Source organism: Gordonia desulfuricans NBRC 100010, assembly GCF_001485495.1.
Classification (GTDB): Bacteria; Actinomycetota; Actinomycetes; order Mycobacteriales; family Mycobacteriaceae; genus Gordonia; species Gordonia desulfuricans.
Genome location: NZ_BCNF01000177.1, coordinates 1 through 12,702, shown reverse-complemented (window position 1 = coordinate 12,702; position 12,702 = coordinate 1). Strand labels below are relative to the sequence as shown.

The 12,702-nt window shown below is 68.3% G+C and carries 9 protein-coding genes and 1 pseudogene; 6 read left to right on the top strand and 4 right to left on the bottom strand.

The genetic code is table 11. The annotated features are described in order from the left end of the window. Positions 1-52: 52 nt before the first annotated feature. The 3 genes from GD1_RS22920 to GD1_RS22910 all read right to left on the bottom strand — a co-directional run bounded on the left by GD1_RS22920 (position 53) and on the right by GD1_RS22910 (position 4,528). Complete coding sequence (locus GD1_RS22920; RefSeq protein ID WP_059039807.1) at positions 53-1,639, bottom strand: glycosyltransferase family 87 protein; 1,587 nt, start codon at positions 1,637-1,639, stop codon at positions 53-55. Next, on the bottom strand, positions 1,620-3,962 hold the full coding sequence (locus tag GD1_RS22915; protein WP_059039805.1) for a transglycosylase domain-containing protein: 2,343 nt from the start codon (positions 3,960-3,962) through the stop codon (positions 1,620-1,622). The genes GD1_RS22920 and GD1_RS22915 overlap by 20 nt, the downstream gene beginning before the upstream one ends. Before the next feature lie 176 nt (positions 3,963-4,138). Next, a complete protein-coding gene (locus tag GD1_RS22910) occupies positions 4,139-4,528 on the bottom strand; it encodes a DUF5318 family protein (RefSeq protein ID WP_053777212.1) in 390 nt (129 codons plus the stop codon). A 222-nt stretch (positions 4,529-4,750) separates the two neighbouring features. Here GD1_RS22910 and GD1_RS22905 point away from each other — a divergent pair, with 222 nt between their 5' ends. Continuing rightward, positions 4,751-5,479, top strand: coding sequence for a PadR family transcriptional regulator (locus GD1_RS22905; RefSeq protein ID WP_020790621.1), 729 nt, complete (start codon positions 4,751-4,753; stop codon positions 5,477-5,479). Then, positions 5,472-6,563 (top strand): inositol-3-phosphate synthase, encoded by a 1,092-nt coding sequence (locus tag GD1_RS22900; RefSeq protein WP_053777213.1) that lies wholly within the window; start codon positions 5,472-5,474, stop codon positions 6,561-6,563. The genes GD1_RS22905 and GD1_RS22900 overlap by 8 nt, the downstream gene beginning before the upstream one ends. A 342-nt stretch (positions 6,564-6,905) precedes the next feature. Here the strand turns inward: GD1_RS22900 and GD1_RS22895 are convergent, their stop codons facing one another. After that, entirely contained in the window at positions 6,906-7,523 is a 618-nt protein-coding gene (locus tag GD1_RS22895) for a helix-turn-helix transcriptional regulator (protein WP_059039803.1), read from the bottom strand. A 185-nt stretch (positions 7,524-7,708) separates the two neighbouring features. Here GD1_RS22895 and GD1_RS22890 point away from each other — a divergent pair, with 185 nt between their 5' ends. The 4 genes and pseudogenes from GD1_RS22890 to GD1_RS22875 form a co-directional block, all read left to right on the top strand. After that, positions 7,709-8,455 carry an MSMEG_1198 family transcriptional regulator gene (locus GD1_RS22890; protein WP_053777282.1) on the top strand — a complete coding sequence of 249 codons (747 nt, stop codon included), beginning with the start codon at positions 7,709-7,711 and terminating at the stop codon, positions 8,453-8,455. A 133-nt stretch (positions 8,456-8,588) separates the two neighbouring features. Further along, a pseudogene (locus tag GD1_RS22885) lies at positions 8,589-9,344 on the top strand (HNH endonuclease family protein); the annotation flags it as partial. 372 nt (positions 9,345-9,716) lie between these two features. Next, complete coding sequence (locus GD1_RS22880; protein ID WP_169798218.1) at positions 9,717-10,040, top strand: hypothetical protein; 324 nt, start codon at positions 9,717-9,719, stop codon at positions 10,038-10,040. Then, positions 10,037-12,702 (top strand): vWA domain-containing protein (locus tag GD1_RS22875; RefSeq protein WP_059039798.1); only part of this gene is annotated, 2,666 nt, incomplete at its 3' end. The genes GD1_RS22880 and GD1_RS22875, both read left to right, overlap by 4 nt.

The window sequence follows — 12,702 nt, the reverse complement described above, 5'->3', positions numbered from 1 at the left end:
CATCTTTCCCCGCAACCGTTTTCACCACAACCGGCTACCAACGGCAGCAACGTCATCCAGTGGGTAGCGGTACGCCGTTCGGCGCGACGCGCGGCCGGTGTGCCCCGATGCGGTCGGATGCGCCGTCGAGGACGCCGCCGGCCGGGTCGTCGAGGATGTTGCCCTCACCGTCCCGGCGCATGAGGTCTTCTTCGGGACGCAGGATCTGCCAGATCACGATGACACACAGGACGATCACGAACAGCGCGCGGATGACGATGATCGCGGTGAACCATTCCTGCGGCAGCCATCGTCGGCTGGGGTCGATGTAGAGCGACATCCGCGGAATCCACACGAGGGCGTCGACGGCCATCCATGCCAGCAGCAGCCGGGTGTGCGGGATCGCCAGGACGGCGAGCGGGACCAGCCACAGCGAGTACTGCGGACTCCACACCTTGTTGAGCAGCAGGAAGCCTGCGACCAGCAGGAACATCAGCTGGGCCACCCGGGGGCGGGTGGGTGCGGCCAGGGCCAGGACCGCGATGCCGATGACGAGCAGGATCATCAGACCGAACGACACGATGTTGAGGATCGGTACATCCCAGGTGGTGCCGACCGCCTTGGCGGCCAGCCGCAGCAGCGAGTCGGAGTCGGCGCCGCGCTCGGAGTTGAGGCGGAAGAACTCGTACCAGCCACGGGGATAGAGCGTGAGGATCGGCAGGTTGACGACAAGCCAGGTGACCACCGCGGCGATCGCGGTCTGGGCGAATGTGCGGAGCCGCCCGGACCGCAGGCACAGCAGGAACAACACCACCAGCAACAGCACCGGATAGAACTTGGCGGCCGCCCCGAGACCGATGAACACGCCGGCCAGCCAGGGACGCCGACGCGCCCAGCACAGCATGGCCACCGCCAGCATCGCCGTCGCGATGGCGTCGAAGTTGGTGAAGGCGTGCACGATCACCAGCGGCGACACCGCGGCCACCCAGGCCGCCCAGATCCGGGCACGGGCGGTGAGTGCGGTGGCCCAGATGGTGACCAGCCAGAACAGGACCAGACCGAGGGCGGCCAGATCGAAGAACAGGACCGACTCCAATGCACCGGGCACACCCCAGTGCTCCATCGCCCACGACCACGCCTGCGCGCCCTTGGCGACGACGTACATGTACATGCCGGTGATGACCGGATACTCCATGTACCGCTTGATGGTCTCGCCGTTGCCGTCGTCCTCGAACCAGTAGGTGCGATACGGGAACGCACCCTTGTCGAGCCGCTCGGCGCCGTAGAGGGCGATCACATCCGAATAGCAGAGATCGGTGAACTGTCGCTGGTCGGAGCGGTCGAGCTCGAGCGTCGTCGCGCCGTCGGGGCCGGTGACCACCGCTTCTTGTTGCAGGCAGCCCGCCTTGCCGAACCAGCCCAGGGCGAGGGTGCACAACGCCAGCAGGAACAGCACACGGATCGGGGTCCAGTGGCGGCTGCGGCCGATCGCCGCATGCGCGCCCGACGGCCCGCCGATGACGCGCGCCGCCTCGGCCACCACCACATCGTGATGGCCGGGGATCACCCGGCGGGTGTCGGTGCGCAGGTCGGCGGACAGCGGAGCCGGGCTGTCCGTTTCCGGATCGCCCGGCCCGGGGTCAGCCGCCTGGGACGCCAGGGACCACTCCTTCGCCGTCACCGGTACCGCCGCCGGTCCCGGTGTCGCCCGTATCGCCGGTGCCGCCGGTCCCGGAATCCCCGGTCCCGCCGTTACCCGTACCGCCGTTGCCGGTGCCCCCGTTGCCGGTACCGCCGTTACCGTTGCCCGTACCGCCGTCACCCGGCTGCGCGGCACCCGGTATCGGGATGGTGATACCCGGTGCGACGGTCAGGTTCCCGTCGGCTCCGGTCCCCGGGATGCTCGGGATCTGCGGTCGGGTGCGGGTGGACGGATTGGTCGGCTGGTAGGTGGTGGGCGGCGGCTCGTAGGGCACACCGGCCTGGCCGCCGACGGCCTCCGGCTCCGGGAACTGCTCGATCGGATCACCGTCGAGCGCATTGTCCATCGCCCGCTTCCAGATCTGCGCGGGCAGTCCACTGCCGTAGATCGACGATCCGCCGTAGTTGGTCAGGGCCGTGCCCTTGTCGGTGCCGACCCACACCGCGGTGGCCAGCTGCGGGGTGTAGCCGACCATCCAGGCGTCCTTGTTCTGGCCGGTGTCACCGAGCTGCGCGGTACCGGTCTTGGCCGCCGACGGCCGGGACCCGAGCGACGAGTCGTAGAGCGAGTTGCCGTTGGAGTAGGCCGCGATCGGCTCGAGGGCCGCGGTCACGTTGTCGGCGACCTTGGCCGGGAACACCCGTTTGCCGGGATTGGGCTGGCGGTCGAAGAGCACCTCGCCGCTGGAGGTCTCCACCTTCTGCACGAAGTACGGTTCGCGGTAGATGCCCGACGCCGCGAGCGTGGCGTAGGCGGAGGCCATGTCGATGACGCGGGACGGGTACTGGCCCAGGACCACGCCGCCCTCGACGGCACCGTTGTCGTTCTGCAGGGTGTGCTCGACGCTGCCGAACGACTCGGCCACACCGGCCTTGTGCGCGGCGGCCGCGACATCCTCGGCCTTGTTGTCGAGGTCCATCATCAGCCGGTAGTACACCGTGTTCAGCGACATCTTCATCGCGGTCGCCAGGTTGCACGACCCGCAGCTCTCGCCGTCGGAGTTCTCGACGGTGATGTCGGTGTTGGGGATGGAGTACGGCGCAGAGCTGTACACCTTGGACAGCGGGATGCCCTGCTCCAGGGCCGCGACCAGCGCGAACACCTTGAACGACGAGCCGGTCTGCAGTCCCGCCTGGGCGTAGTCCCAGCCCTGGGCGTCGTCGCCGCCGTAGTACCCGGCGACACCACCGGTCTTCGGGTTGATCGAGACGACGGCGTCGCGCAGCTGTTTGGGCTCGCCGTTGAGGACACCGTTCTCGCAGGGGTAGACGTCGTTCTTGCGGCAGGCGGCCTGCACCACAGCGTTCTGCACCTGCGGATCGATCGAGGTGGTGATCTTGAGCCCCTCGGTCTGCACCTGCTGCTCGGAGATGTTGAGCTCGGCCAGCTCGGCGAGGACCTGACGCTTGATCAGTCCGTTGGGTCCGACCGTCTCACCGCCGGTGGCGGGAGCCGGATAGACCTTCGGGTACTTCATCTCCTGCGCCTCGGCGGAGGTCAGGGCACCGGTGGCGACCATGCCGTTGAGCACGTAGTGCCAGCGGGCGACCGCGGCCTCCTCGTTGACCGCCGGATCGTAGTAGGAAGGCGACCGGATGGTGGCGGCAAGGACCGCCGACTCGGCGGGGGTGAGCTTCTGGACCGGCTTGCGGAAATACGCCTGGGAGGCGGCCGCGACGCCGTAGGCCCCGCGCCCGAAGTAGATGGTGTTGAGATAGGCCTCGAGGATGTCGTCCTTGGACCACTGCTCGGACATCTTGGTGGCGATCACCAGCTCGCGCAGCTTGCGCTCATAGCTGTGCTCGTCGCCGACCAGAGCGTTCTTGACGTACTGCTGGGTGATGGTCGAACCACCACCGGCGAGGTCGTTGTTGGTGACCCGGCCCCACACCGCGCGGGACAGGCCACGCACCGAGAAGCCGTCGTTGGTGCGGAACTCGCGGTCCTCGGCGGCGATCACCGCGTTCTGCAGGGACGTGGGGATGTCGGCGATCTTGACGTCGGTGCGGTTGCCCTCCGGCGGGACGATCTTGGCGATCGTCTTACCCGTGGAGTCGACGATCGTGGCGATCTGGTTCTGCTTGATGTCACCCGGCTTGGGCACCGTGGCCGTCTCGTAGGCGATCACGAAGGCGATCACACCGATCAGGACCACCGCGGGGACGATCAGACCGAATGCCCCGACCAGCCAGGCGATGATGCGCTGACGCGAGCGCTTGCTGTCTCCCGTGTCGCTTCCGGAACCGGCACGTGACGACGACGTGCGGCGTTCGTCGCTCAACGTCGAACCTCCCAATGAATCACGCCGCTCTTCGGCGCAACGTTGCTCACCCTACTTGTTTGTCCTCACCCGACGTCCCACTGTGACGCACGACCAGGGGCGCGACCAACCCGGTCACGGGCCCCCGACGTGCGGCATCGCCGGCGGGGATCGCGACGATCCCGGCGGCGGTGGACCTACTTGGCCACCCGGCGACGACGATGCGGCCGCGGCGGCAGACCGGCAACGTACGACTGGACCAGATGGTTCCAGCTGCAGGTCCGGCACACCTCGACGACGTGCACCGAGAACTCCTCGGCGGTGGCGTCGAGACGGGCGATCTCGTCGTTGGAACGGGCCGACCCCGAGACCTGGCCCAGGCGGTCACCGAACACCCATGAGACCAACGTCACCTGCTCTTTCCGGCAGATCGGACACAGGGTGTTGCTCGGGCGACCATGGAATTTGGCGGCACGCAACAGATACGGACTCGCGTCGCAGACATCGGCGACGGCGGTCCGTCCCGACGTCACCTCGGACAGCCGCGACCGACGCTGCAGGGCGTAGTCGACGATCTGGCGTTGCACGCGTTCCAGAGTACGTGGTCGGCACCCGCGTCGTCCGTGTGACCTGCCCGGCTCCGACCGCCACGTCGACCCCCTTTCGCATGTCGTCGGCGGTCGTCCGATCGGTTCATCCGAACGACCCGATATCGACATCGTTTATATCGGTGCGATACATTGAGAAATGCATCAGCGCGAGGTGTTGGTGCGTCATCTCGGGGATACAGATGCGAAAGGAGGTCGACGATGCTCGAACTCGCCATCCTCGGCCTGCTGCTGGAGTCCCCGATGCATGGCTATGAGCTGCGCAAACGCCTGACCGGACTCCTGGGAGCGTTCCGCGCCTTCTCGTACGGCTCGCTGTACCCCACCCTGCGGCGCATGCAGGCCGACGGCCTGATCGACGAGGCCAGCGCCGCACCGTCGGGGATGAAGGTGCGCCGCGGTCGCCGGGTCTACCAGCTCACCGACGCCGGCCGGGTCCGCTTCACCGAGCTCGTCGCCGACACCGGACCGCAGAACTACACCGACGACGGCTTCGGCGTGCACCTGGCGTTCTTCAGCCGCACCCCCGCCGTCGCCCGCATGCGCATCCTCGAAGGCCGCCGCCGGCAGGTCGAGGAGCGCCGCGAGGGACTTCGCGAGATGGTCGGACGCGCCACCCGCAGCTCCGACCGCTACACGCGCCAGCTCCATGAACTCAGCCTCGAGTCCAGCGAACGAGAGGTCCGCTGGCTCAACGAACTGATCGCCGCCGAGGCGTCGGAGAACACCGCGGCCGCCCACGGTCCGACGACCACCGATGTCGACCTCACGGCCGCACAGACCTCCCCCGAACTCCCGGACACCGATTCATCGCAGACCGGTGTCGCAGGGCAGGAAGATGCCGAGACGCCCCGGGCGCTCGGACGAACCCCGGTGTCGCAGCCCAGCGCTGCGACCCACCAAGAAGAAGGAGAACCCGACCATGGGTGAGCCCAATAAGGTGCGCGTGGCCATTGTGGGCGTAGGAAACTGCGCTTCATCCCTGGTCCAGGGCGTGCAGTACTACAAGGACGCCGACGAGAACTCGACCGTCCCCGGTCTGATGCACGTCAAGTTCGGCCCGTACCACGTGCGTGACGTCGAGTTCGTCGCCGCATTCGACGTGGACGCCAAGAAGGTCGGCTTCGACCTGTCGGACGCGATCTTCGCGAGCGAGAACAACACCATCAAGATCGCCGACGTCGCCCCGACCGGCGTGACCGTGCAGCGCGGCCACACCCTCGACGGCCTCGGCAAGTACTACCGCGAGACCATCACCGAGGCCGACGGCGACGGTGTCGACATCGTCAAGACCCTCAAGGACGCCGAGGTCGACGTCCTGGTCAGCTACCTCCCGGTGGGCTCCGATCAGGCCGACAAGTTCTACGCTCAGTGTGCCATCGACGCGAATGTCGCCTTCGTCAACGCACTTCCGGTGTTCATCGCCTCGGATCCGGTGTGGGCCAAGAAGTTCGCCGACGCCGGTGTGCCGATCGTCGGTGACGACATCAAGAGCCAGGTGGGCGCGACCATCACCCACCGCGTGATGGCCAAGCTGTTCGAGGATCGCGGCGTCACCCTGGACCGCACCTACCAGCTCAACGTCGGCGGCAACATGGACTTCAAGAACATGCTCGAGCGTGAGCGTCTGGAGTCCAAGAAGGTCTCCAAGACCCAGGCCGTCACCTCGAACCTGACCGGCCCGCTCGCCGGCAAGATCGCCGACAAGAACGTCCACATCGGCCCGTCCGACCACGTCGAGTGGCTCGACGACCGCAAGTGGGCCTACGTCCGCCTCGAGGGTCGTGCCTTCGGCGACGTGCCGCTGAACCTGGAGTACAAGCTCGAGGTGTGGGACTCCCCCAACTCGGCCGGCATCATCATCGACGCCGTGCGCGCCGCCAAGATCGCCAAGGACCGCGGCCTCGGTGGCCCGATCCTGCCGGCCTCGGCCTACCTGATGAAGTCGCCGCCGGAGCAGGTCGCCGACGACATCGCCCGCGCCCAGCTCGAGGCGTTCATCATCGAGGGCTGATCACCCAACGGGGCAAGAACCACGGTGCCGCACACCTTTCGGTGTGCGGCACCGTTGTCGTCGGCGCAACCCACCCTCGCCACCGACCCGAGAAGATTCATCGATTCGGGGGAATGTCATCCGATCGTCTGACCCATAACCTTGGGACAACGAGAGGAGGACATGGTGGGCGCGTGCGAGAGGTGCACACAGCGGTTGGCCCCCTGCCCTGGATGCGCCGGAAAGGCCGGCGGCTACAGCATCGCGGGAAAGCTCACCTGCGCACGGTGCGACAACACCGGCCGATGGTGCCCGGTTCATGAGAAGAACTGGCGCGCCTGACCTCTCATGACACGCGCGCCTTCACCACGCCCGCAGCCGGGCGCGATCCACCCAACCGTCGGCGATCAGCTCGATCAGCAGCTGCGACTTGTTGTTCACCGGCCGACCCGCATCCACGTACCGATCCATGACCCGACGGAGATGCGTGCGAACGGTGCTCGGCGCGATGAAGTGCCGCGACGACGTCTCCCGCACGGTGGCACCGAGGACATAGGTCACCACCACCTCGCACTCGCGGCTGCTCAGGTGCACCCGCTGCGGTGCCTCCTGATCGGGCCCGATGATCGCAGCCAGCGCGTGCTGCAGGGCCCCGACCGCCCCGGGCGAGTCCGGCAGCCTGATGCCCGTGACCCGGAGGTCCCGGATCCCGATCCCGATGATCTGCGCGGTAGCCGATGCCCTCGTCGCGAGGAACCGGTTCAGCCGATCGACGCTGCGCACGATCACGACCGCGGGGGCCGGAACCGGCAGCGGGTTCCCGGCGTCGACGTCGACGATCACCGCGCGATATCCCAGGCGTTCGACGAACGCGAGATAGGCGACGTCGGCGAGGTCGTGCTCGGCGATCACCGCCACCGAACGGCTCGGCGGGAGAGGGCGAACGGGGACGTTCAGATCGTCATCGACATCAGTGGTCATCGAGGCTCCTGGAGGGGAGGACGGCGCGCGGTGGAGAGGACGCATCGTCGGGGCCCTTCCACGATCACCGGCGGCCGACGGCACGTCAGCCGTCCTGACGACACTTTCACCTCATGACGGAGTGGGATGTGACCCCGGATTCGACGATGGAGGTCGAATCATGCACGGAACCGACTGTGTGGGGCATGATGTCGCACGTGACCGCCGGACTGCGCATCCTCATCGCCTCCCCTCTCGGCCATGTGGTCGCGGCACCGCTGCAGACCGCGTTCCCGGGTTCCACGGTCGTCGTCGCACAGGATCAGGCGGAGTTCCAGAACGCGATCTCCGCTCGGGTCCGGTTCGACGTGGTCAGCGCGGACCTGATCTTCAACCGGGCCGACCTGGAGTGGACATTCGATGGCCTGGACGTGATCGAAGGGCTCCGCACCGCCGACCGGCTCTCACCGGTTCTCCTGGCCACCCAAGGACATTCGATGGAGGAGGACCACCTGGCCGAAGCACGCGTGCGCGACGACGTCTCGGGTGTCGTGTCGAAGTCGGACGGTCTTCAGTCGCTCGTCGACTCACTGCGCGCCGTCGCGTTCGGCCAACGCCTCGCTCCCCCCGCCGCCACCACCCATCGACCGTCGTTGTTCGAGTTGTTCGACAGTCGCCGAGGGGTCACCACGGCCCGTCTCGCCGGCGCGATCGCATCGGGTAACGCGGCCGACGTGGCCAGTCTCGCGACCATCGCCCGGGTGTCGACCAACACCGCCAACAAGGCGGCGACCACCTACCTGGGGCCGTTGATGCGGGCCCGGAACGAACACGACGAACGGTTGCCGCTGACCCAGGCGTCGGTGTACCGCTGGTGCGGCCTCCACGCCCGCTACATCGTCAGTTGGTGCCGACGACATGGCCACGAGGACGTGCTGGGACTCCCCTCCTGACCGTGGTGGGACCGGCCAGCACACCTCGATCGACACTCGTTGCCGGTGTGCTGCGCCGTGATCGGCGTGACCGCGGGCGCGGGATATCACCCGACCGCGTGCGGTGTCAGGGGCGTCGGCCACAATCACCGACATGACCGCACACCGTCCCCGCACCCGTCACGTCCTGCTCATGGCCGGGATGGTCGTGTGCTCACTTCTCGCCGGATGTGCTGCACCGGAATCAGATTCGATCCAACCACCGGTTTCGTCGACGGCCCCGGAGGCGGATGACGCTGCCACGCAGCCGGTTCCGGGCACCGGAACGGAACGGCCCGAGGAGAGTTCTTCCGCGCAGACGACCCTCGATTCCCTCCCGGTGAAGGGCCGGGCACCGAAAACCGGTTACAGCAGGGCACAGTTCGGCCAGAGCTGGACCGACGACGTGGACGTCGCCGGCGGACACAACGGTTGCGACACCCGTAACGACATCCTGCGTCGAGATCTCACCGACATCACCGTCAAGCCGGGGACCCGTGAGTGCGTCGTCCTCTCCGGCACCCTCGACGATCCGTACACCGGCACGACCGTTCGGTTCACGCGCGGAACCGACACGTCGTCGCAGGTGCAGATCGACCACGTCGTCGCCCTGGCGGATGCCTGGCAGAAGGGCGCCCAGAACCTCACCCCCGAGAAACGGGCCGACCTCGCCAACGATCCGCGCAACCTGCAGGCGACGATCGGATCGGTCAACCAGAGCAAGGGTGCCGGCGACGCAGCCACCTGGTTGCCACCGAACAAGGCCTACCGCTGCACCTACGCCGAACGGCAGATCGAGGTCAAGGCCGCCTACGGGCTGTGGGTGACCGCGGCCGAACGCGATGCGCTCGCACGCCTCCTGGACGACTGCTGACCCCTCGCCTCGAAACGGTCGCCCGGAACGGTTCGCCGAGGGGGCATCGAGCAGTGGCCGCGCGCCGGATCCGGGTCCGACGCCGCACACACGACTCACCAAAGTGCCTGACAGTCAAGTCACTCGGTCGACGGAATTCTGTCAATTGTCTTTCTCCCAATGTCCCTGCCGTGTGAAAAGATTCGCGCTGTGTCGACTCCCCCCAACCCGTTCGGTCCCGGGGGCGCCGGTCACGGAGCCCCCTTCCCGGGCGGCGCCGGATCGCGCCCACCCTTCGGTCCCGGCGCCTCGGTACCCGTGACCCCAGGGCCCGGTGCCTCACCGTTCGGTCCCGGTTCCACCGCACCGGCCCCGACCGGAGGGCCCGCCGTGCCCGGCGGATCGACGTCCACCGCACCGGCCGGTCCGCCGACGCTGCTGATCGCCCTCACCGGACTCGTGGCCGCCATCGGGATCGCGCTCGGCGCAGTCTTCTGGGGGCAGTGGATCGCCGGCATCGGCTGGCTGCTGGCCGGGCCGGTGGCGATCTGCATCCTCGCGATGTTCATCTCCACCGACACCTCCCGCCGCGCGCAGCCGATCTACCTCCGGCCGGGCTGGATGTCGGCGGCCTACACCGCCGTGATGATCCTCATCGTCGCCGGCGTGATCGTCGGGGCACTCGGCTTCGCTTTCTGGGTGGGACGACGATGAGCACGAACCGCGCGTGGCGTCGACTACGCACCCTGTCGGTCACCCTCCTCGCCGCTGCGCTCGTCGCCGCGGTCGCCGGCCCCGCACTCGCGGCACCCGACGCCGACACCGCCGGCGCGGGGGTCGACCGCTTCGGATCGTGCGTCGCCGCGCAGGGCAAAGGCCAGGTCCTCCTCCTCCTCGACGAGTCCCGCAGCCTCGGGCAGTCCGATCCCCAGGCCGCACGGATCACCGCCGCCCGGTATCTGACCGAGCAGCTCGCATCGTTCGCGGCGTCGACCGGCGCCGACCTCGACGTCGCGGTGTCGGGATTCTCCGACGACTACCACTCCTATCTCGGATGGACGAAGCTCGAGAGCCAGTCGGTGGGCACCGTCACCTCGGCCATCGACCAGCTCCGTGACCAGGCCCAGGGGCAGGACACCGACTACTGGCTGGCCCTCGACGGCGCGCGGCAGACCCTCGCGCAGAAGCGTCCCGACGACGGCGCCGCGCAGGGCTGCCAGATGATCGCGTGGTTCACCGACGGACAACTCGACTTCACCCCGCGCCCGGGCGTGACCAAGCCGTACGCCGAGGGCCGGACGCTCGACACCGAGGCCGACCGTGAGGCGATGATCCAGGCCGCACAGCAGAGCATCTGCCGTTCCGGTGGGCTCGCCGATCAGCTCCGCTCGTCGGGAGTGGTCACGGTGGCGATCGGGCTCGCCTCCGAGGGGACCTCCGCGTCGGACTTCGACCTGCTCCGGTCGATCTCCACCGGTCAGAAGACCCCGGCCGGACCATGCGGTGACATCACCCAGCCGGCGCCCGGCGACTTCTACCTCGCCAAGGACATCGACGACCTGCTCTTCGCGTTCGACAACCTCTCCACACCGGGACAGCCGCCGCTGACCCAGGACACCGGCGCATGCGTCATCAAGGTCTGCGACCAGGCCAAACACCGATTCGTGCTCGACCGCGCGGTGGGTTCGGTCAGCATTCTCGCCGCGGCCGACCGCGCCGGACTGACCCCCGTGCTGGTGGCCCCGAACGGCGTGGAGACCCGGATGGCACCCGGTCAGGCGGGCACCGCCGAGCAGGGCGGGGTGAAACTCGCCTACCGCTTCCCGACCGACAAGTCGGTGTCGATCCAGATGTCGAATCCCGACGCACAGCTGTGGACGGGTGTCTGGGCCCTGGTGTTCGTCGCCGACAGCGACGAGGCGGCCAAGACCCGCTCGAGTATCCACATCACCGGCGACCTCCGGCCGGTGTGGTCGGGCAAGGACACCACCACCCTGCATTCCGGTGACACCGACATCCCGATGTCGTTCACGGTGCACAACAGTGCGGGCGCGACCGTCGATCCGTCGACGCTGCCCGGTACCGCGAGCCTCTCGACGAGCATCGTGACCCGCAACGGCAAGACCGTGCCGATCGGCACCGACATCCCCAAGGGCCAGATCACCGCGCCCCGGGAACTCACCCTGGCCGGCATCGATCCCGGACCCGCCACCCTGCGGATGACGCTGGCCGTGACCACGGCGGCCGCGCAGGACGCCTCCGGCCGAACGGTACCGGGAACCGAGCTGTCGCCGACCACCGTCGACCTCCCGGTGGTCATCGACCCGCCGGTCGGCTACCCGACCATCGGCTCACGCATCGACTTCGGCACGATCGAGGGCTCGGGCACCGCGACCGCGGCACTCACCGTCACCGGACCCGGCTGCGTGTGGCTGGACACCGCAGAGCAGACGAACTTCCTCGCCACCCCGGACGGCAGCGGCGAACTCGCCGTCGGCTCCGGCGCATCGTCACAGCAGAACTGTGTGCAGGTCGACGAGAAGCAGACCGGCCGGCTCGAACTGACCTTCACCGCACCACAGGCGGTGAACGGGACCGCCAACGGCACGGTCACCGTGATGGTGGCGCCGAAGGACGGTTCGGCACAGCCGCTGCCCATCGAGGTGCCGTTCACCGTGGCCCTGCAGAAGCCGCTGGACACCGCGGACTTCGCGATCACATTGGTGGTCGCTCTGGTCCTCGGCCCGCTGATCCCGTTGCTGCTGCTCTACCTCGCGAAGTGGTACACCGCGCGCATCCCCGGCCACGCATTGCGTGCCGAGCAGTTCCGGGTACGGCTCAACGGGACGGCCGTGGTGCGCGACAACGGGGCGCCGTTCGCCATCGGCGACCGGGACTTCATCGCACTCGTGCCCGGACTGGACGGACCGACCCGCCGGATCGACCTCGGCGGCGTGACCCTGCGCACCAGGATCGGACGCTCGCCGTTCGGCGTCGGGTTCGTCACCGCGAGCGCACCCGGGATGGCCGGTGCGGCAGGCAGATCCGGCGACAGCTGGGGAAAGACACCGGATGCCCGGCTGCCGCTGGCGGTGCACAACACCTGGTTCGTCCTGCACGACCCGACCGGACCGGAGAACACCGCGACCGTGGTGATGCTCGTCGGCGGCGACGCCGACCGAGGCCGCATCGACCAGCTCGTCCGTGAGGTCTCCGAGTCGCTGCCGCGGGTGCTGCCCGCCTTGCGTACCAAGGCCCGCGCCCGCCTCGACGACGATGCACCCGCACCGCGTCCCGGCGGGGACGACAACCCGTTCGGCGGACCCGGCGGCACCCCGTCGGGCGGGCCCGGCGGCACCCCGTCGGGCGGGCCCGG

Excerpts from the sequence above, each read along its gene's own strand:
- GD1_RS22905 (WP_020790621.1), top strand. The coding sequence starts at position 4,751 with ATGCTCGAACTCGCCATCCTCGGCCTGCTGCTGGAGTCCCCGATGCAT.
- GD1_RS22900 (WP_053777213.1), top strand. The coding sequence starts at position 5,472 with ATGGGTGAGCCCAATAAGGTGCGCGTGGCCATTGTGGGCGTAGGAAAC.
- GD1_RS22895 (WP_059039803.1), bottom strand. The coding sequence starts at position 7,523 with ATGACCACTGATGTCGATGACGATCTGAACGTCCCCGTTCGCCCTCTC.
- GD1_RS22890 (WP_053777282.1), top strand. The coding sequence starts at position 7,709 with ATGATGTCGCACGTGACCGCCGGACTGCGCATCCTCATCGCCTCCCCT.